Genomic DNA, 19,061 nt, shown 5'->3' on the forward strand with positions numbered 1-19,061 from the left:
AAACTACGAAAAGTTGCGAACAAAAGCTTGGATCACTGCAACCTCTTTTTCTTGGTTACCTTGATTTACCAATTTATATTCTTTGACTGCCTCAGGAACAATAAAAGTCTCACCATAATGGACTTCAAACGGGTCAAAACTGTTGTCTAAACTCTCTACTGTTATGGTTTCACCCTCCACCAAATTCAGCATGTTGACGCTTTGATGTACTTTAACCGTTACCTCTTTTTTAAACCAGTGACGATGTGTCTCAATAAATTCGAGCTCATGTAATCCTGTTTTCTCAACACGACTTTCATTATCTTCATGAAGTGTTTCAAAAGGGTTGATCAAATTTTCTTGAACCCATTTAGTATCATAAGCCGTATTTACATTTTCTTCGCCATGGTTTAAATGAACTGGTCTTGGTAGTCCATCTAGCCCTAATCGTTCCCAATCCCATAATTTAAAAGTAAAAATATAAGGAGTTTGACTGATTTCTAACACGACGGTTTCTGGACCACCACAGTGAATCGTGCCTGCAGGAATCGAGTAGTGATCATGTTTATTTACTGGAAAACAATTGATAAATTTCTCATCTGGAAAGCGATAATCTCCTTTTTCCGCTTTACGCAACTCCTTGAATAATTCTGCTTTTTCTGTTCCTTCTTTCACACCTAGATAGATCGTTGATTTTTCAGACGCTTGCAAAATGTAGTAACTCTCATTTTGTGTATAGAACATGCCAAATTTGTCTTGGATGTAATCCACTCTCGGATGAACTTGCAGGCTTAAATTTCCACCTCCGACAGTATCTAGATAATCAAAACGAATAGGAAACTCATTGCCAAAGCGTGCTTGAACTTTCTTTCCTAATAAAGGAATTGGACGCTGATGCACGACATTAATCGCTGGAATTTCTATTGCTACTCCTGAAAAATCCAGACACAAACTATTTTCTTCGGGTACACCATCAAAAGCCCAACCATAGTTTTCCATTTCGGGATTCAAATTAAACTCTTTCTTCATCCATTGCCCTCCCCAGACGCTAGCATCAAAATAAGGGACCAGCCGAAAGGGTTGTTTGACGATTTGATCTAGTGCATTTCGGTAACTTACCCCATCGACCATTTTTGCTTGACATGATACATTAGTATCCAACAAATAATCGAGACGGTCAGTCACTTTCTGTTTAAGACGATCAGCGACACGCCATTCAAAGAAAAATCCTCGCTTCACTTTTTTTAAATTATCTTCGGATTCATTCGCTGCCTTCCAATTTGGCATACCAGCACGATACCGTTTTTGAATCTCCCATCTTGTTAGATCGGCATAACACAAAATGTCAGGATTGGGTAATAATATCGTAGCTCCCGTTCCATAGACAACGATATTGCGGCTCTCTTCAGCTATTTCTTTCTTGATTTGCCGTATCTCATAGTTAGGAAAAAATTCATCCAAAGTTGCATGAGACATAAGTCCAAAAACACGATCATCGGTTAAATTCGCAGCAATTTTATTTGTTATTGTTTCTGCATCATAAGCATAATCATCTGCTTTTATTAGTCTTACACCTTTTAACTTGCTTAATAGCAGTTCTTCAATTTCATGTAAATTTACTCCTGGATAACACTCCAAAGCAAGGGTTCTTTTCCCATTGACAAATTGCTGACTTATCTCGTCAGCAATTTGAGTATAATTCTTCCATGTTCGTGAATCATGTTTCACCTTAATTTTTGGTCGTAAATTATATACCATTTTTACCCCTCTTTATAATCATAATGATATGACATTAGAATTTCTCATCGTCTCTTTCGGGAGAGAAATCCATCCGATCAATACTTTGCTTCCCAGCTTTTATTCCATCTGTAAGTAATTGTTGAAATTCTTTTCCTTCTCGTGTCAATATCATTTCTAGTAACATCGCTAGATTCATACCCGACAGTATTTCAACTTCAAGACCGCTTTGTAAAAAAACATCTGCTGCGTTAGCACCTGGAGACCCTGATGGAATATCACAAACAATTATCATTTTTTTTACTTTCTTAGGCAAATTCTCCGCCAATTTTTCCAATTCAGTTCGATAGGAAGCAACTCCATCTTCTTCCAAACCTAAAGAAAAGAGATAATTCTGTTCGCCTGCGACAAATTCTACAGCATCTTTCATGCCGTCAGCCAATTTTGAATGGCTAACCAATAAAACTCCAATCATATCCATTTCCCCTCATTCATTGCATTTAGACAATCATTTGAATTAAATAAGCGATGCCCACTCCGCCAAACGCTGTCACAAAGTAAATACCTATTAATTTCAATGCAGAAATGCCTTTCTTAGCCATTAAATACCATGAAATCAGAACTAACAACAATGGTAATAAATTCGGAAAAATCCCGTCTAAAATTTGTTGAATATCAATTTTAGCGCTACTGAAATTTAACACAATCGGCAGGTTAAGATTGACGTAACTCGCAGCAACTCCCCCGATTACAATCATCCCCAAAACAGAGAAGGCTTGCGTAATTTGCTGTGCTTTTTCCCCAACAAAGGTGTCGACTGACTCCGCTCCAAGTTCATAACCTTTGAAGAATAAGAATCGAGTTCCCAGCATAATGATCGTGTTATAAGAGACAATGTAGAAAAGCGGACCTAAAATACTTCCATTTTCTGATAATCCCATCCCGATCGAAAGTAATATTGGAATTAACATACCAGGTATCATGGAATCCCCAATCCCTGCCAAAGGTCCCATCAACCCTACCTTCAACCCATTTACAAATTCATCATCTATCTCTTCTTGTCCTAAAGCCCGCTGTTCTTCTAAACCAATAACCACTCCATTAATCAATGAACCAATTTGAGGCTCTGTATTATAAAAAACTGAATGCCTTTTCAGCATGGCTTTTTGTGCTTCCAAGTCATCTTTATAAAGACGTTTTGCGATTGGTTCCATCGATAATGCAAATCCGAATGCTTCCAAAAACTCAAAACTAGTCGCTACTAGGTTATACATCATCCAACGAATGTAGGATTTATTCAGCGACTTTTTGTCAAGAAGTTGATATGATCTTTTCCGTTCCATTAAAATTCCTCCTCATCCTCGAAGTCATGGTAAGTTCCATCCTCTGCCGCCACTCTTGCAGCAGGCTTAGATTTTGCTTGAAAATAAATATAGGCAACGACACCTGCTACTATAGCCAGAGCAATCATGTTTAATTTCAAAAATATGACACAGATAAACCCAAAAAGAAAGAATATCAGCATAATGTCCTCTTTGACAACCGCTGTCAAAAGCATCACAATCCCAATAGCTGGTAGAGCCCCTCCCAAGATTCCCATCACATCAATCAAGTATTGTGGCATGCTTGCTAACAATTCTTTGGCAAAACTTGATCCAAAATAGATCACTAAAAAGGACGGGATAAAGCGTAAAGCAAAACTCAATAATTGTGGACCAACAATTGAATTGAAATGGAAGCCTTTTTCGTCACCTTCTTCAATCGCATGTTGCGCCCGATGGTTCCAAAAAGAATTAGCCACTTGAAAAAAGTTGAATACAATCGTACCAATAACGCCGATCGTTGTGGCTAAAGTTACTGCCACTTCCGTGGAAGAATTCGATAGAATGGCTAAAGCAATTGCCGGGTAGGCCACAAAATTCAAGTCAGCCGGCATCTGTCCACCTGGAGTAACCATAGCGATATAAACGGCTTGGATAGCTACCCCAATAATGATGCCTTGAGTGACATCGCCTAAAATAAGTCCGATCAAAAATCCTGATACTAGTGGACGACTGATCGTGTACCATCCACCTGTCAATCCCATTAGCCAAGGAGTACCTAGAGCTCCTAGGTAGCAAAGTAGTGAGATCAATACAGCTTGAAGAAAAAGCATAATAAGTTCCTCCATTCTTTAATTTTTTATATCTTTCCAAGTAAAACCTTTTGAATCCGGTACCAATTTAAACTGAATGTCCATTCCCAGTGAATCCAATCGCTCGAAGGCTGCTCGTTCATTTTCAGTAATTGCAACATTGGGACCAATTTTTTCTGCACCTTCTCGAGCGCTCATCGGACCAACATTTAAAATCGGGTAGCATGAAATAAAATCGGCTCCAGCTTCATACAAACGTACAAGCGTCTCAGGTGACTTTGCTATTAGAAAATAGTTTTTCTTACTACCTACGATTTCTTCCCACTTCAAAGCTGTACGATCCACCGTCATAACGAAGCCTTTCAATGGCTTCGGTACCGCTCCTTTAAGTACCTTTGATAAAGTTGGATTGTTCGCGGAAGGATCGTCTACTGCCACTACACCGTCACAGGCTCTTTCACTCATCCAGCGTGTCACGACTTGTCCATGAATAATTCGATCATCTATTCGTATAAAAGAAATTGCCATTTTTAACACTCCTATCCTCTATGTCTTTTTGTTATATCAATATTACAAATGTATTATATGATATTTCTATTAAAAAGACAACGGTTTCTTTTTTAATTTCGAAAAATATTTTAGTATGTTATCTACTTATCAAAACTCTAGCCTATGCGGTTGTTTTCTGGAGACAAATGTATATTTATCGAGAGTTTCATATATCTTCTTTAAATATGAAAATGTCTAGGTGAAAAGTTCCATTGACTACCTAAAAAAAAGCCGTTTCTTTATTGCATCAGGATAATAATTTTTATAGACTGTTAGCTTAAAAGGGTTCATAAAAAGCACGTTTCCTTTATAAGGAAGCGTGCTTTTAACTCAATCTCCTGACTTTTAATACCAAAGAATAAGTTTATCTTCTATTCATTAGTTGCACACCATTTCTATCTTATATCATTGACCTTTATTGATGAACGATGGCTATTATATCTTATCGATAGATTGTCTATTTATTAGTTTTTTTGGTAAAACATGGTGTGGTCTTTACTGAAGATCAAAATTCAACATAGTATCGATATTGACTCCCAATATAATAGCAATCACTGATTTCTTTGTATTGTCCATCAGCTCGAGAAACCATCCGTACCCTTTTTAAAATTGCTGTATTTTCTGGAACCTCTAGAATGGCTTGAATTTCTGGTGTTGCATTTAGTGCTTCGACATACTCCTTACTTTCATTCATAACAATACCGAAGGATCTTAAATAATCATACAATGAACCGTAATAATCTTTACTATCTAATGAAAATTTTTCGGTGTAAGGAATATGAGTTACAAAGTATGCAAAGGCTTTTCCACCGTCGAGACCGCGAGTTCTTCTCAACTGAAGAACTTTAGACTTCTTTTCAACTCCTAGCTGCTGAGAAAGTTTTTCTGAAGCCTCAATTAGATTAACCTCTGCATGTAGAGTTCGAACTTTTTTCCCTAGCTCTTCCATTTCTCGCGTGAAGCTACGAACCATTGTATAATGATCTTTTTCAACAGAATGATCCGTAGCCAAAACAAACGTGCCTTTCGCACGTTCACGGTATAAACGTCCTTCGCGAACGAGTTCATCAATTGCCTTTCTGATGGTGATGCGACTAACTTCATATATTTTGCATAAATCTAATTCTGGTGGGATTTTCTCACCCTCACCCCATTCACCAGAGACAATTTTAAATCTTAAATCATCGGCTATTTGGCTATATAAAGGACTTGCACCTTTTTCTTTAGTTAATTTATCGTTCAAAATCTCACCTCATAAAAGTTTTATTGTTATAACAATAATATATTTTGACAAAAATATCAACCTTTGCAAAACATTGTGTTGAAAAATATTGATACTACAAGTTTAATAATGTAAAGAATATGAAACTACTAGACTGTAGATAAACATATTGTTAAATGAGGTTCTTTTTCTATGTAATAATTTGTACACAATTGATAAATTAGCCTATTTTTTTTTAAAGAATCAATTCTTTCTTATTTTGATTCTTTTTACTTTCGGTTTTTACTTATTCTGAAAGCGTGCTATCACTGAATCCGATTATTGCTTCAACTTCTTTATATGATTTATCGGGATTAATTAATTCATAAACATGCCACTTTATTGGCGTACTGGTTGCTCTCGGGCAGCCTTCCTTGTAATCTTGTAATTCCGATTATTCTTTCTTTTAAAGGCTACAAGCGTATTTACATCGAGCTTAAATAATCGAAAAAAGTATTTCTTTTCTCTATAAGTTTCTTCATTGGAATCATCTTACAACCCTAAAGGCAGTTGTTCAAAAGCATTTAGTACCATTTTATTGCCTTAATGTTATAATTTATTTGCGAAATACGATAATCGGTACAAGTTACAACAAAAAGGGCCGACCTACCGCGAATAGGTCGGCCCTTATTTTGTGCTGGAAGCAACGGCTAGCGACTGTCCTAGAAGCAGCTTACTTTTGATGATTGTTCTCCTAGAAATAAGTTCTAGTACCAGTCCTATAAAGATTGACGCCATAATCAATGCAATAATTTGGTCAATCAAGAAAAAACACCCCTGAACTCATCCATCCCATAGTAAAGACTGCAACGTGCTCCTCGTTTATGGATAGCTTTTCCTCATAATCATTTACTTTACTACTGTTTCAGAATATCTTTAACCAGTTACTAGTTTACTTCTCTTTATTAGTGAAGTGGACTTGTTCTGCATATTCTTAGTAAAATGCTTTCCGATCCTTCACTTTATTCCCTGTCTTTCTTAGGAACGTATCCAAGCCTCTCTCCTCTATATCATTCATCCCTTTTGCTGATTCTGAACAGCTGTCTCTTTCAGTTGGCGGTTCTCTGCGGCTAAACGCTCCTGCTCACTACGGGCTTTTGCTAGTTCTGCCTGATAGATAATGATCTCTTCTTGGTGGGCTCTCCGAGCGGCACTTACGCTAGCTTCCAACTCATCCACTTTTGTTTCTAGTTCGAGATTGAGCTTTTCATACTTTTCATATAAGATCTTGGCATTTTCTATATTGGTCTGCTCTAAGTTTGCTTTGCTCGACACCCGAGTAGCAAAGTAGGTTAGAACACCGGTAATCAAGGAAGGTAAAACGACTGCGGCAACTGTTGAATCCATAGATAACCCCTCTCTCATTCCCTTTTTGATACAAAATGTATCGACTAATTGAAGTATATTCGATACGATTCATATCGTCAACTAAAAAGATACATTGCATATCTTTATTCAATCAAATTAGATACACTTCGTATCTAATTGTGGTATACTGATCGAAAAAGGGGGGATCACCATGCTTGGTGAACGATTAAAAGCACTGCGGCTAGGAATGAATCAAACGCAGCAACAGATTGCTGACCATCTAGGAATCACCCGGGCTGCCTATTCGCATTTTGAAAACGATCGAAACGAGCCTGATGGTGAAACGATCGTGAAATTAGCTGAATTATTCCATGTCTCCACAGACTATTTGTTAGGACGACATGCCATAGGCAACTTCACCCAACCTTCTAAGCGGGTGCAAACAGTAGCTGCCCATATTGATGAAAATGTAACAGATGAACAAATGGAAGACATTCTGAATTATATCGACTTTATAAAACAGCGGCATGCCCAAAAGGACTGATGTATATGGATAAAGTTGAAGAACTAATGGCTGCATACCCAGATCTGCATTTTATATTTGATAAAAATATGCCAGAAGGTCAACAAGGCTTATATATCGATGATCATATTTATCTGAATCCAAAACAATCGAAAGCAGACTTGTTAGGGACCCTGGGTGAAGAAATCGGACACTATTTAACAAGTGCAGGAGACATCACTGCACAAGATACCAATGAAAAGCGTAAACAGGAACGTAAGGCACGTGACATTGGCGCAGCGATCGTTGTCACACCTTACGATATCATCGCCTGCTTTGAAGAGGGCTGCAAAACGTTACTAGAATGCGCCTCTTTTTTAGGGGTAACGACGCGAACGCTCAAAGATGCGGTCTGTTACTATGCCCGACGCTTTGACGGCATCAAAACAGACAATCAGTATACGTTGTTGTTTCACTTAGATGGAACCATTGAGGTCATCAAAACCTTTTAGTTACTAGCTGTGAGCGTTGGGCTATATTTGGATCAGTGAAGACACTTCTTGATACGATTCTACAGCTTTACTATTTCTTAAATAACAAAAAACGGCACTGTGCCGTCACGTTCATAAACAGAGCGCTCATTAAAAGCTTTACGGTACATTCGCTACTCATCAGTGGTGCGCGGATGTACCGTTGATTTCTGTTTATTTCGATTGATGCACAAGGCCGTTTTCTATTCTTGGGTCATATCTACAACTTTCAGCAGTCGATTTGGCAAATAATTCTCAGAAGTTTGATGAATCAATTTACCGGATTCAAAACGATACAAATTATAGCCATATCGTTCTTCGAAGCGCACGATGCCTTGACCTTCATCTTCTCCCACAAAAGACATACTGGCGACAGTATAGTAAGGAATCCCTTGGATCTCACCTGTAAAGGAATGATGCGTGTGACCATTGAGGATACAGCGAATGTTATAGGAGGACAGCAAGTCCAACAAACGATCCGTACCGGGCCACACCGGTGTCGTACTTTGATGTGCCAGTAAATGATGATGGGTCACTAAGACGATCGGCAGATTTTTTAATTCCGCTAACGTCTGTTGCAGCCAGTGGAATTGTTGTTCATCGACAACGCCATCAGAAGCTCCATAGCGGGAATTATCAAAGGCAACAATCGCCATATCTGAATAACATTTTACTTGATTATATGGCGACTCGGAGGCCGCTGTACCGCACCAGCCTATGTGAAAATTGCTTTTGATGTCATGATTGCCTAAAGTAACGATCATTTCGACATCGCCTAGCAGCCTACGCAGTTGTTCTTTCAAGTAACGATAGTCTTCCACGTCTCCATCCTCCGTCAAATCCCCACTGATAACGACGAGGTCAATCGTTGCTCGTTGCTGGGCATGGCGAAGACATTCTGTTAATGGAATCAATGGATTCTGCATGGCCGCCAACATGCCTTGATAGCCCTCTTGGCAGTCTGGGTATTGTCTGCGAAAATGTATATCTGATATATGCAATAAATTCATCTTTTATCTCAATTTCTTTCTTATGATTCCTGTTATTTGGTCTAAAGCAAAGACGGTGATCACTACACCGATCAAAATAATACTAACTTTACTCCACGTACGTGTTTGGATCGCAAAAATCAATGGTGCACCGATTCCGCCTGCACCAACTAAGCCTAGTGTTGCCGCACTACGCACAGCGATCTCAAAATGATTCAACGCAAAGGAACTATAGATCGGCATCAAATAAGGGACACGTACAAAAAACATTGTTTGCCAGAAATTTGCACCCACCGCCTGCATCTCTTCGGTCAGCCGTTCATCCATCGCTTCCATCTCTTCCGTAAACAACTTGCCTAGCATTCCGATTTGATGGACACCGATTGCCATCACACCGGCAAAAGGTCCTGGACCAACGACTTTAACAAAAATGATCGCATAGACCAGTTCTGGAAACGCCCGCAAGACGTTGCAAATAAATTTACCGATTTTAGCGACCCAAGGAGTTGCTGACCAGAGATTGGCCGCACTCAGCAATGTGATGGGAATGGCTAAAACCGTGGCGATCATGGTTCCCAAGCAAGCGATGCCGATCGTTAATAACAGCAGACTAAATAAATCTTCCCCGCTGCCGTCATAGAAAAATGACCAGTCTGGCTGACTCAGTCCTTTCAACACATCTCTGCCCATTGCCAGTGAAAAAGTGCTTAATCCCGAATAGTCTAAGTCCAGTGCAGACAACAGGAACAGGACTACGAATAGTCCCCATAGGAGCCACGTTTTTTTACTCACTTCGCGAATCATCATAGAAAGGACCTCCTTACTCGTTCACTTAATTGGTCAACGATGGCCACAGTGACTAAAATCGTCAAAATAATGATGGAAACTCGTTCATATTTCAGCAATGCCAAAGACGAATTCAAAATGACACCGATCCCCCCAGCCCCTACATAACCTAGGACTGTCGAAGCACGAACATTGACCTCAAATGCATAAAAGGTATAGCTGGCAAACTGACTGATGACTTGAGGAGCTACTGACCAGACTGCAATCTGCAATTTGCTGGCCCCGACCGCCGCAGCAGCTTCGATCGGACCAAAATCGATTGTTTCAATTGCTTGGAACATCAACTGAGAGACCATCCCAAATGTAAAGACAGCAATCGTCAGGACCCCTGTTGCTTCTCCAATCCCAAAGATAGCAACAAACAATGCAGCCAATAATAAGTTAGGAATCGTCCGAATCAAGCCCAATAAAAAGCGAAAGATCGTCGAAAGCCAGCGATTTTCAGTAATGACTGTCGTAGCCAAGAAACTGACCGGGATCGCTAGACAGACACCGATGACCGTTCCAACTAAAGACATTTCCAATGTTTTAAGCATTGGCGAGACTAATTTCGGTAAATAGCTAAAATCCGGATGCAAGAAACGTGCAAAGAATGCCGTTACTTGGTTGGAATTTGACCAGACTTGCGCAAAGTCAGCCCCTGTGATCCATGCACTGCTTTGAAAGCAAAGAATTAAGAAGAGCAAGATCAGCAGGTTCTTGTACCACTTAAAGTGAACGGTCTCTTTCAATTTCATGGGTTTCTCCTGCCTTTTCTTCAAAAATCGCCTTGCCATAAATCTGTTCCAGCCGTTCATCTGTTAATGCTTCTGGGATACCGTCAAAGACGACTGTTCCCGCTTTCAAAGCAATGACCCGACTGGAGTAAGATCGTGCTAGCGGAACAGAGTGGAGGTTGACGATCACTGTTTTTTTCATTTCTTGATTGATTTTTTTCAAATCCTGCATGACTTTCTCTGTCGTGATCGGGTCCAGTGAAGCCACGGGCTCATCTGCCAGAATGATCGGTGCTTGTTGCACAAGCGCTCTTGCTATTGAGACCCTTTGCTGCTGACCGCCACTCAACTGATCGCTGCGGGTCTGCAGCTTATCCAACAGACCAACCGTGGCTAGTGCTTCTTTTGTTCGTTGATAGTCTTCTTTTGTAAATAATCCTAAAATACTTTTCCAAGTTGAATAATACCCTAAACGTCCAGATAGGACGTTCTTTTGAACGGTACTGCGTTTGACTAAATTGAAACTTTGAGAGATCAATCCGATTTGACGACGGATCAATCGTAATTCTTTCTTGCTTGCCTTAGTGATCGAGGTCTCATTAATGCGGATATCCCCTTCAGTGATCGGCACTAAACGATTGATCGAGCGCAATAAGGTGCTTTTCCCTGCCCCACTCAGACCGATGATTGAGACAAATTCTCCCTCTTCGATCGTCAAATTAATGTTTTGTAGTCCTTTGACCCCGTTTGGGTATACTTTGGACACATTTTCGAAAATTATCATACTTCTTCCCCATCTTTATAAGCATTGTGACACGGATCATACCAAAAGAATGAGAGACGAAGGAATACTTTGGTGGGATCGCTCTCGTTTTCACTATATCAGCCGCCCTCGCAAAAAGATCTGCACCCTTCGTCCAATCATTTTTCTGTTATTCCTTGTCGCAGCCCATTGTTTTACTCGGCTGCTTTTTCGGTATATTCACGGATCGTATCATAAGCAGAATCAGCTGCTTCTTCATATCCTTGATGTCCCCACAATGACATCGCTTCTGCGCCTTCTTCGTCATCTTTCATGTTCAAGAAAACATCTTTGATTTCTTTTTTCAAGGCATCGTCCATTTTTGGTTGGACCGCAATAGCATCGTTAGGAATATCCCCTTCGGTCAGATAAAGTACTTTGAGATCTTTAAACAAATCATTGTCTGCAAAGCTAGAAGCAAAGACATTTCGCGCACCTTCGAAAACAAACGCAGCATCCATTTGACCATTCAAGACTGCTGTGATCTCACTTGGAATATCATTGACTGTTGTCAAAGTCGCTTCGGTGGTAGGATCTACTCCGGCATCTTTCATTTCAGCAACTGGATAGATGTACCCACTAGCTGAGTTAGGACTTAAAGTAGCGATCTTCTTGCCTTTCAAATCAGTCAATTCATTCAATCCGCTGTCTGCACGAACTAAGATCTCCCCTTTGAAAGTGTTTGTCAATTGACCTTCTAACGGCAACCCCGTTTCTTGATCATAATCCCCTAATTGCGAAGTCAAAATGGCTTCAGCAGCGTCCATATCTTTTGCTTGGACATAGGCAGCTGGCGGCATGATCCCGATATCTACTTGACCAGAAGCCATTGCTTCAACGATCGTTGAGTAATCCGTAGCCAAGGTCACATCCACCTGACGATCTAGCTTCTTTGATAAATATTCAGCGAAAGGTTTTGCTTTTGCTTCCATCGTCCCATCGTTGTTGGTCGGTACAAACTGCACCACTAATTTTTCTTTTGCTGCATCTTCTTGTTTTGAATTGCCACTGGCACAGCCAGTTAAAGCAACAGCCAACATAACTCCCATGATCCCTTTAGCAACCTGTTTGAAACGCATTTTTATTCCTCCTGTGAATGTTTTCTACTACGTGTAAATCATACCAAATAACTTCAGATTAAGAAGTGACACATGTCCTATTTTACCTTATTTTTACATACATTTTACATATAATATTAATTATCGTTCGTGTTGAGGCGTTATTGATTCTAGGCTATAATAAAGAAAAACCTCCAAGGAGTGGTCCTTCTCCATGAAAAAGATCCATGATGCGCAACAGTTGTCTGCTTATATCGAAACCTTTTCTTTGCAAAATTATTTAGATGCGGCGTTATCTGACATGGCGGTATTACACTCTTTCGACAAAGATGAGCACTTGATCCAGACAGGGACCGTATCCGATTATCTCTACTTCCTTGTGGAAGGAACCGTGATGGTCTACTCGTACCCTTCTGATACCCAAAATATCTTTATCGATTATGCCAAACCCGCCACTCTTTTAGGCGAAGCGTCCTCTTTATGGGAATTATTGCCAAAAAGCAGTGTAAAGGCCGTGACGCCTTGTATCTGCGTGTGCATTTCTTTGAATCGCTATCGTTCTGTTTTACAACAGGATGTTCGGTTTTTGCAGAACATTTGCCAACTCCTCAGCTCACGGCTCAATTCAGGGATCAACTTAGCCAATTCCCTCACTGAGCCAGTAGAAACTCGTTTAGCAAAATTCATTTTGCTTCATGAAGAAAAAGGGGTGTTTACGCATCAGTTGACGACTTGTGCTGCTGTCTTGAATGTTAGCTATCGTCATCTCTTACGAACGATCACAAATTTCCGTGAGAACCGCATTTTAGAAAAGCAAAAAAGCAAGTATGTGATCCGTGACCGCTCTGCTTTAGAAGTTCTTGCTGAAAATCTCAGTCATTCCTAAAGATTCTAAGGATCTACGTATGGAGAACCTTCTGAGTGGAACCGCGATTGCCAAAGTCTATTTCTTTAAGTTGTGATTCAATGTCTTCTTTCTAACTACAGATACTGACCTAAGCTATCTCCTCTAAAGTTGCCTTGACAGATAGCATGTTAATCATTTCAATAAAACAGCCCTTCAGAAAACCATCATTCTGAAGGGCTGTTTTATTGAATGCCTTGCTTTAACCATTTGACTTTAAATGCAAAATCCGTCAACAGTTCATTGCTTGTCCATTGATTGGCGTAAGCATCTGTTAAGCTGTCAATGACCAGTTTCATCGAGAAATAGAGAAAACTATCGGCCTCTTTTTGACTTTCGATCCGAAATTTATTTGCTGTTAATACTTTTTTCCAAGCTGCCGCGCCATGAGGATCCTCACTGCGATATGAAAACAAATAACTATTCTGGATCAATAGCTGCAATTCTTTGTATTCCTCACTATCTTTGCCATATTCTAACGCTTCAACTAAAAAAAGCTCCAATCCTTTGAAAAAATCCTGCTGATGTTTCCCAATTTTTCTTAGGATACGGCCATGAACTTTGTTTGCTGAGTCATGGATCAAGTAATCATAAGCATCATTCAAATCTTCAAAATACTTATAAAAAATTCCCCGAGACATCTGCAGTGCTTCAACGATCTCACTGACTTTCACCTGGCTAATCGGTTTGTCAGAAAAAATCTTCAGCAAAACGTTTCGCACAACTATTTTTTTCTCAGGAGGAAGATTATTAAAAGTCGCCTTAGGCATAAGCCGCAGTCCTTTCTTTGAATTCGTTGCTTTATTATAGCATAGATGCCGAAATTAATTCGGTGACAAAATGTCACCGTTAAGGTATGATGGATTTCGAAAGGGGAAATCATTATGTATTTAGCTTGGAAAGAAATCCGCTATGCCAAATTACGGTATAGCTTGATCATTGGCATCATGGTATTAGTTGCATATGTCGTATTTATGCTTTCTGGATTGGCCAATGGTCTGTCAGATGGTCACAAGAAAGCAGTCGCCGACTGGGGCGCTCAGACGATCGTACTATCCGAAGATAGTAATAAGGTCGCTAGTGCTTCCATTCTGACTCGCGGGGATTTATCCCGCGTGGAAGCAAAAGAAAAAGCCGCAGTTGGTCTGGCTTCTTCTGCAATCTCCCATAAAGGAAAAACCGAAAAGACCAATATCTCCGTCTTTGGTGCTGAGGCCGATCAATTCGTTGTCCCAAAAGTGATCGACGGCCGAAACTATCGCTCTGCAAATGAAGTGATCGTTTCAGAAAACCTTCTGCCAGAGGGGTTTGCCTTAGGGGATCACATTCAATTAGGCGGCGACGATCAAGTCTTTACGATTGTGGGCGTCACGGAAGCAACGACTTACAGCGTGGTCCCCGTGCTTTATCTCAACCTAGATGCCTATGCTCAGCTTAAATATGGTAATCAAGAGTTTGATCAAAGCAACGGCCCTATTTCATTGATCGCTACTAAAGAGCCGAAATCTGACGTCAAACTCATCCAATCAAAGGATCAAACAAAACTAACGGCATTGACTTTTGATGATTTTGTTGAGAACTTGCCTGGTTATTCTGCCGAAAAATTGACGTTGAATGCAATGGTTTACTTTCTATTTGTAGTAGTAGCAGCAATTGTCGGGATTTTCCTCTATGTGATGACATTGCAAAAAACAGCCCTCTTTGGTGTATTGAAAGCACAGGGAGTTTCTACCGGCTATCTCGTTCGTTCCATCGTGGGACAGTCATTGATCGTAAGTATTGCTGGCGTTTTGATTGCTTTTGTTCTCAGCTATTTGACTAGTCTAGTATTGCCAGCTGCGATGCCGTTTACAGTCAATTTACTGCAGTGGTGTCTTTATGGCATGGTTCTGATTTTTGTCTCGATCATCGGTGGTTTATTCTCCATTCGAACAGTCACAAAAGTCGACCCGATTACAGCGATTGGAGGCGAATAAGATGGCACAAACAGTCTTATCTATGGAACACATTACAAAAACATTTGGTTCTGGCCATACCGCAGTTACTGCTCTAAAAGGAATCGATTTTTCAGTGATAGCCGGTGAATTCGTCAGCATCATTGGACCTTCTGGATCTGGCAAAAGTACGTTCTTAACGATTGCCGGCGGACTACAACGCCCCTCAGAAGGTAAAATCATCATTGGTCAGCAAGACTTTACTGATTTACCTGACAAAAAACGATCTGCTGCCCGTTTCAAAGAAATCGGCTTTATTCTGCAAAGTTCAAACCTCGTTCCTTTTTTGAAAGTCAGTGAACAGTTTGAGTTTGTAAACAAGCTGAACAAAGACAACCAAAAAGAAGCAGCGTCTCTTTTACGTTCCCTCGATATTTGGGAGCTCAGAAATAAATTCCCTAAAGAACTCTCAGGAGGCGAACGTCAACGAGTAGCAATCGCACGCGCATTGTTCAATGATCCTTCACTGATTTTGGCAGACGAACCGACGGCCAGCTTAGATTCGGAACATGCTTTTGATGTTGTCAAATTATTGGCTAAAGAAGCGCATGAAAAACAAAAGGCGATCATCATGGTAACCCATGATCCAAGAATGACCCAATGGAGCGATCGGGTCTATCGCATGCAAGATGGACTTTTAGTCGAAGAATCCATCAACCCGCACACTTCATCAAAAACTTCAGAAGAATAACTAAAAAAGCTATCCAAACATAGGGACTCGCGACTGCGATGTTCCTTCCGTTGGATAGCTATTTCTATTACAATTCACTGATTAAGACGCACCAGGTTTATTTGATGATTGCTAAGAAATCTTCCCCTTGCAAGACGTCTTCTTGATTCATATCCAACACATCTAAATAGTTCGGCGTATTCGTAACAACAATTGGCGTAACGGTTGAATACCCGGCTTCTTTGATTAGGGAAAGATCAAATTTGACTAATAGATCACCTTTTTTCACTTGATCCTCTTGTTTGACAAAAATCTCAAATCCTTTGCCCTCAAGCTCAACAGTATCCATTCCAATATGCATCAAGATCTCTACCCCATCTGTCGTTGTCAAACCAATCGCATGTCCTGTTGGAAATAGCGTAGTAATCGTCCCGTCAGCAGGCGCGACTAATGTACCGTTTGCTGGATCGATGGCAATCCCTTTGCCCATTGCTCCAGATGAAAAGACTTGGTCTTTCACTTCATTCAGTGGAATAACTCTGCCAGCCAATGGACTGCTTAATACGACCCGCTCATTGGTAGTGGATGGTGCAGGTACTTTTGATTTTTCTGTATCTGTATCTGCGGGATTCGGTTGATCTTCAAAGCGCAAAACAAAAGTTAAGACAAAAGCTGCGCCAAAAGCAACGGCCGTTCCAATCGCAGCGGCAATCAAACCACTCATATCTTGTGTGTCTTGAGGGATAAAGGATGGTAAGCTCAAGAGACTGACTAAACCAAAAGTATAGTTCTTAACTTGACTGAAACCGACGATTGCACCACCGATCGCACCACTAATACATGCAGCAATAAACGGTTTTTTCAATGGCAACGTTACTCCATATACAGTTGGTTCCGTGATACCAAACAATGACGTGATCGTTGATGAAAGAGCCAATCCTTTCAGCTTGACGTTTTTGGTAATAAAGAAGACGGCTAGTGCTGCTCCACCTTGTGCCAATACAGCTGGCAATAGCATCGGCACCATTGTATCAAAACCAAATTGTGTCAAGTTCACCATCGCAATCGGCACAAAGCCCCAATGCATCCCAAACATCACAAATACTTGCCATAATCCCCCCATGATTGCTCCAGCAAGAATTGGGCTGAGATTATAGATTGCATCATAGCCGCTGCCTAACAAGTTCCCAACGATCGTTCCCAATGGACCCACAACGATAAATGTCACTGGTGCCATGATCAAGAAGACAGCTAACGGCACACAGATGATCTGTAGGAAACTAGGAATCACCTTTTTAAAGAAACGTTCCACATAGCTTTGTAAAAAGACGGCCAAAATGATCGGAATGACCGAGGAGGTATAGGCGCTGGCCCCAATGATTACTGGAATACCTACAAAACTCAATGTTTGTCCTGCTAATTCTGTGATACTTGGGTGAACAAGTGCCATGGCCAAAGAAACAGCTAGAAATTCATTGGTTTTAAATTTTTTCGCTGCTGTAAACGCCAACATCACAGGTAAGTAAGTAAAGAGCCCATCAGCAATGGCATACCAAACCGTGTAGACGCCAGAATCGGCCGCCAGCCAATTCATCGTCACTGCTAATGTCAGAAATCCTTTGAGAACCCCGGCCCCAGCCATTGCGCCTAAAAATGGGGTAAAGATTGATGAGATGATATCGATCAATTGATTCAGCGGATTTCCTTTTTCAGCAGATTTTTCTGATTCGCCATCAAAATTGGCGACCCCTGTTAGTTCGCGATAGACATCACTGACATGGCTGCCGATGACGACTTGATATTGTCCACCACTTTGTACGACTTGGATCACGTCATCGTCTTGATTCAACCGATTTGTATCCGCTTTCCCTTCGTCTTTTAGTTTGAAACGCAAGCGCGTCGCACAATGGACCACACTGTTGACATTTTCTTTGCCGCCGACCGCATCCAGGACGCGGACTGCTATTTCTTTGTTTGTACTCATTTCCAAACACTCCTTTTTTAATAAAATAAAAAACCCAGATTGAAAAAACACGGTTAACAAGCGCAAACTTGCTAACTGCTGTCTTTTCAATCTGGGTCTTGCCTGCTGTACAGTAACAATCCGTTAATGATTGAATGTTAATTTGGTTCGTTGACAACGCGTTCAATATGGATCGTCAAGTAGATCATTTCTGACTCGCCGATTGGCTTGCCATACGTTTTGATCAGATATTCGTTGATCCGCTGGACTGTCTGAAAGGCTTTCGGGTATTTTGCCTGAATCAGTTCAAACAGGAATTCGTCCTTCTCGCCTGAAAGGTCATCACTTAAATACCGTTGAGCGAAATAGTGAAGATGAGTCGTGATCCGTTGATAATTCAAGGAATCAGGATTAAAGACTTTGCCATAGAAACGACTGATGATCGCTAACACATCACGAACGATCTCAACGGCTTGCATCGTCGTCTCCATTGTTCCATTGGCTTGCTCACTATTGACAATGTGAAAGGCGATAAATCCTTTCTCCGCTTCGGGAAGCGAAACACCAAAGTTCTTTTCAAAGCGTTCGACCGCTTTAGCAGCGATAGCGTACTCCTTAGGATAAAATTTTCGAGTCTCAAACAATAGTGGATTCGGTATTTCGATTCCTTCTCGAGCCCGCATCAAAGCATAGTGAATATGATCCGTCAGCGTTAAGTAAATATTGGGTGAAAGTTCGACTCCCAACACTTGCTCTGCTTCGTCGACCACTTGCTTGACTGCTTCGACCTCTTCTGCAGGAATATCCGCAAATAATTGTTGAAATTGATTTGCGGTGAAAGAGTCCTTCAAAACAAATTCTTTCTCCACAAATGCGTCGTCGATCACATCGCCGATTTTTTTCTTAAATGCGATGCCGCGTCCCATATAGATGACTTCTTCGCCGGCATCATTGGTGGAGACCACGACATTATTATTCAATATTTTTCCAATAACCATCGTTTTCCCTCATTCCAAAATAAAAAAACCTAGAATTTCCCCATAAATCTGCGGTCAATTCTGGTTTTGCCTGCCGAACAGTAACAATCCGATGTAACTGAAAAAATAATAGCACATCCTT

Annotated in this window: 20 protein-coding genes; 5 read left to right on the plus strand and 15 right to left on the minus strand. The window is 40.6% G+C overall.

Annotation, left to right across the window (positions count from 1 at the left end; all coding sequences use genetic code 11):
- Window positions 1-3: 3 nt before the first annotated feature.
- From FE005_RS03660 to FE005_RS03690, 7 genes are all read right to left on the minus strand, one after another.
- Window positions 4-1,737, minus strand: a complete 1,734-nt coding sequence (locus FE005_RS03660) for a class I mannose-6-phosphate isomerase (protein WP_103300470.1) — start codon at window positions 1,735-1,737, stop codon at window positions 4-6.
- Between the two features lie 34 nt (window positions 1,738-1,771).
- Window positions 1,772-2,197, minus strand: a complete 426-nt coding sequence (locus FE005_RS03665) for a PTS sugar transporter subunit IIA (protein ID WP_228073972.1) — start codon at window positions 2,195-2,197, stop codon at window positions 1,772-1,774.
- A gap of 19 nt (window positions 2,198-2,216) precedes the next feature.
- Window positions 2,217-3,059, minus strand: coding sequence for a PTS system mannose/fructose/sorbose family transporter subunit IID (locus tag FE005_RS03670; protein ID WP_081131109.1), 843 nt, complete (start codon window positions 3,057-3,059; stop codon window positions 2,217-2,219).
- The gene (locus tag FE005_RS03675; protein ID WP_081131110.1) at window positions 3,059-3,871 is read right to left on the minus strand and encodes a PTS sugar transporter subunit IIC; all 813 of its coding nucleotides are present in this window, start codon (window positions 3,869-3,871) and stop codon (window positions 3,059-3,061) included. Before FE005_RS03675 ends, FE005_RS03670 begins: the two co-directional genes overlap by 1 nt.
- A gap of 18 nt (window positions 3,872-3,889) precedes the next feature.
- A complete protein-coding gene (locus tag FE005_RS03680; protein WP_113849054.1) occupies window positions 3,890-4,378 on the minus strand; it encodes a PTS sugar transporter subunit IIB in 489 nt (162 codons plus the stop codon).
- 526 nt (window positions 4,379-4,904) lie between these two features.
- A complete protein-coding gene (locus FE005_RS03685; protein WP_081131112.1) occupies window positions 4,905-5,642 on the minus strand; it encodes a GntR family transcriptional regulator in 738 nt (245 codons plus the stop codon).
- Window positions 5,643-6,674: 1,032 nt separating this feature from the next.
- Window positions 6,675-7,007, minus strand: a complete 333-nt coding sequence (locus FE005_RS03690; RefSeq protein ID WP_138371344.1) for a hypothetical protein — start codon at window positions 7,005-7,007, stop codon at window positions 6,675-6,677.
- Between the two features lie 172 nt (window positions 7,008-7,179).
- Here FE005_RS03690 and FE005_RS03695 point away from each other — a divergent pair, with 172 nt between their 5' ends.
- Both FE005_RS03695 and FE005_RS03700 read left to right on the plus strand, forming a co-directional pair.
- Entirely contained in the window at window positions 7,180-7,512 is a 333-nt protein-coding gene (locus FE005_RS03695) for a helix-turn-helix domain-containing protein (RefSeq protein ID WP_081131114.1), read from the plus strand.
- Between the two features lie 5 nt (window positions 7,513-7,517).
- Window positions 7,518-7,982: an ImmA/IrrE family metallo-endopeptidase gene (locus tag FE005_RS03700; RefSeq protein WP_081131115.1), complete on the plus strand. Its 465-nt coding sequence runs from the start codon at window positions 7,518-7,520 to the stop codon at window positions 7,980-7,982.
- A 221-nt stretch (window positions 7,983-8,203) separates the two neighbouring features.
- Here the strand turns inward: FE005_RS03700 and FE005_RS03705 are convergent, their stop codons facing one another.
- From FE005_RS03705 to FE005_RS03725, 5 genes are all read right to left on the minus strand, one after another.
- Entirely contained in the window at window positions 8,204-9,010 is an 807-nt protein-coding gene (locus FE005_RS03705; protein ID WP_138371345.1) for a metallophosphoesterase, read from the minus strand.
- A 3-nt stretch (window positions 9,011-9,013) separates the two neighbouring features.
- The gene (phnE, locus tag FE005_RS03710; RefSeq protein ID WP_138371346.1) at window positions 9,014-9,796 is read right to left on the minus strand and encodes a phosphonate ABC transporter, permease protein PhnE; all 783 of its coding nucleotides are present in this window, start codon (window positions 9,794-9,796) and stop codon (window positions 9,014-9,016) included.
- Window positions 9,793-10,572, minus strand: a complete 780-nt coding sequence (phnE, locus tag FE005_RS03715) for a phosphonate ABC transporter, permease protein PhnE (RefSeq protein ID WP_005469909.1) — start codon at window positions 10,570-10,572, stop codon at window positions 9,793-9,795. Before phnE (FE005_RS03715) ends, phnE (FE005_RS03710) begins: the two co-directional genes overlap by 4 nt.
- A complete protein-coding gene (gene phnC, locus FE005_RS03720) occupies window positions 10,544-11,335 on the minus strand; it encodes a phosphonate ABC transporter ATP-binding protein (RefSeq protein WP_138371347.1) in 792 nt (263 codons plus the stop codon). The genes phnE (FE005_RS03715) and phnC overlap by 29 nt, the downstream gene beginning before the upstream one ends.
- Before the next feature lie 173 nt (window positions 11,336-11,508).
- Window positions 11,509-12,432: a phosphate/phosphite/phosphonate ABC transporter substrate-binding protein gene (locus tag FE005_RS03725; RefSeq protein WP_081131118.1), complete on the minus strand. Its 924-nt coding sequence runs from the start codon at window positions 12,430-12,432 to the stop codon at window positions 11,509-11,511.
- Between the two features lie 193 nt (window positions 12,433-12,625).
- On the opposite strand from FE005_RS03725, the gene FE005_RS03730 reads away from it, so the two are divergent.
- Window positions 12,626-13,297 (plus strand): cyclic nucleotide-binding domain-containing protein, encoded by a 672-nt coding sequence (locus FE005_RS03730; RefSeq protein ID WP_138371348.1) that lies wholly within the window; start codon window positions 12,626-12,628, stop codon window positions 13,295-13,297.
- Between the two features lie 203 nt (window positions 13,298-13,500).
- Here the strand turns inward: FE005_RS03730 and FE005_RS03735 are convergent, their stop codons facing one another.
- A complete protein-coding gene (locus tag FE005_RS03735; RefSeq protein ID WP_005469905.1) occupies window positions 13,501-14,085 on the minus strand; it encodes a TetR/AcrR family transcriptional regulator in 585 nt (194 codons plus the stop codon).
- A 114-nt stretch (window positions 14,086-14,199) separates the two neighbouring features.
- Between FE005_RS03735 and FE005_RS03740 the strand changes: the two genes are divergently transcribed.
- A complete protein-coding gene (locus tag FE005_RS03740; RefSeq protein WP_138371349.1) occupies window positions 14,200-15,291 on the plus strand; it encodes an ABC transporter permease in 1,092 nt (363 codons plus the stop codon).
- Between the two features lies 1 nt (window position 15,292).
- Window positions 15,293-16,000, plus strand: coding sequence for an ABC transporter ATP-binding protein (locus FE005_RS03745; protein WP_138371350.1), 708 nt, complete (start codon window positions 15,293-15,295; stop codon window positions 15,998-16,000).
- A gap of 97 nt (window positions 16,001-16,097) precedes the next feature.
- Here the strand turns inward: FE005_RS03745 and FE005_RS03750 are convergent, their stop codons facing one another.
- Both FE005_RS03750 and licT read right to left on the minus strand, forming a co-directional pair.
- Window positions 16,098-17,963 (minus strand): beta-glucoside-specific PTS transporter subunit IIABC, encoded by a 1,866-nt coding sequence (locus FE005_RS03750; protein ID WP_138371351.1) that lies wholly within the window; start codon window positions 17,961-17,963, stop codon window positions 16,098-16,100.
- Window positions 17,964-18,100: 137 nt separating this feature from the next.
- Window positions 18,101-18,940, minus strand: a complete 840-nt coding sequence (licT, locus tag FE005_RS03755; RefSeq protein ID WP_003129295.1) for a BglG family transcription antiterminator LicT — start codon at window positions 18,938-18,940, stop codon at window positions 18,101-18,103.
- Between the last annotated feature and the right edge of the window lie 121 nt (window positions 18,941-19,061).

Origin of the sequence: Enterococcus sp. M190262 (assembly GCF_005843965.1) — a bacterium.
Lineage (GTDB): Bacteria > Bacillota > Bacilli > Lactobacillales > Enterococcaceae > Enterococcus_D > Enterococcus_D gallinarum.

Bases quoted from the DNA above. Each gene is read 5' to 3' on its own strand.
- FE005_RS03735 (WP_005469905.1), bottom strand. From the start codon at position 14,085: ATGCCTAAGGCGACTTTTAATAATCTTCCTCCTGAGAAAAAAATAGTT.
- FE005_RS03660 (WP_103300470.1), bottom strand. From the start codon at position 1,737: ATGGTATATAATTTACGACCAAAAATTAAGGTGAAACATGATTCACGA.
- phnE (WP_005469909.1), bottom strand. From the start codon at position 10,572: ATGAAATTGAAAGAGACCGTTCACTTTAAGTGGTACAAGAACCTGCTG.
- FE005_RS03730 (WP_138371348.1), top strand. From the start codon at position 12,626: ATGAAAAAGATCCATGATGCGCAACAGTTGTCTGCTTATATCGAAACC.
- phnE (WP_138371346.1), bottom strand. From the start codon at position 9,796: ATGATGATTCGCGAAGTGAGTAAAAAAACGTGGCTCCTATGGGGACTA.
- FE005_RS03680 (WP_113849054.1), bottom strand. From the start codon at position 4,378: ATGGCAATTTCTTTTATACGAATAGATGATCGAATTATTCATGGACAA.
- FE005_RS03705 (WP_138371345.1), bottom strand. From the start codon at position 9,010: ATGAATTTATTGCATATATCAGATATACATTTTCGCAGACAATACCCA.
- phnC (WP_138371347.1), bottom strand. From the start codon at position 11,335: ATGATAATTTTCGAAAATGTGTCCAAAGTATACCCAAACGGGGTCAAA.
- FE005_RS03695 (WP_081131114.1), top strand. From the start codon at position 7,180: ATGCTTGGTGAACGATTAAAAGCACTGCGGCTAGGAATGAATCAAACG.
- FE005_RS03665 (WP_228073972.1), bottom strand. From the start codon at position 2,197: ATGGATATGATTGGAGTTTTATTGGTTAGCCATTCAAAATTGGCTGAC.
- FE005_RS03740 (WP_138371349.1), top strand. From the start codon at position 14,200: ATGTATTTAGCTTGGAAAGAAATCCGCTATGCCAAATTACGGTATAGC.
- FE005_RS03675 (WP_081131110.1), bottom strand. From the start codon at position 3,871: ATGCTTTTTCTTCAAGCTGTATTGATCTCACTACTTTGCTACCTAGGA.
- licT (WP_003129295.1), bottom strand. From the start codon at position 18,940: ATGGTTATTGGAAAAATATTGAATAATAATGTCGTGGTCTCCACCAAT.
- FE005_RS03700 (WP_081131115.1), top strand. From the start codon at position 7,518: ATGGATAAAGTTGAAGAACTAATGGCTGCATACCCAGATCTGCATTTT.
- FE005_RS03690 (WP_138371344.1), bottom strand. From the start codon at position 7,007: ATGGATTCAACAGTTGCCGCAGTCGTTTTACCTTCCTTGATTACCGGT.
- FE005_RS03750 (WP_138371351.1), bottom strand. From the start codon at position 17,963: ATGAGTACAAACAAAGAAATAGCAGTCCGCGTCCTGGATGCGGTCGGC.
- FE005_RS03670 (WP_081131109.1), bottom strand. From the start codon at position 3,059: ATGGAACGGAAAAGATCATATCAACTTCTTGACAAAAAGTCGCTGAAT.
- FE005_RS03725 (WP_081131118.1), bottom strand. From the start codon at position 12,432: ATGCGTTTCAAACAGGTTGCTAAAGGGATCATGGGAGTTATGTTGGCT.
- FE005_RS03745 (WP_138371350.1), top strand. From the start codon at position 15,293: ATGGCACAAACAGTCTTATCTATGGAACACATTACAAAAACATTTGGT.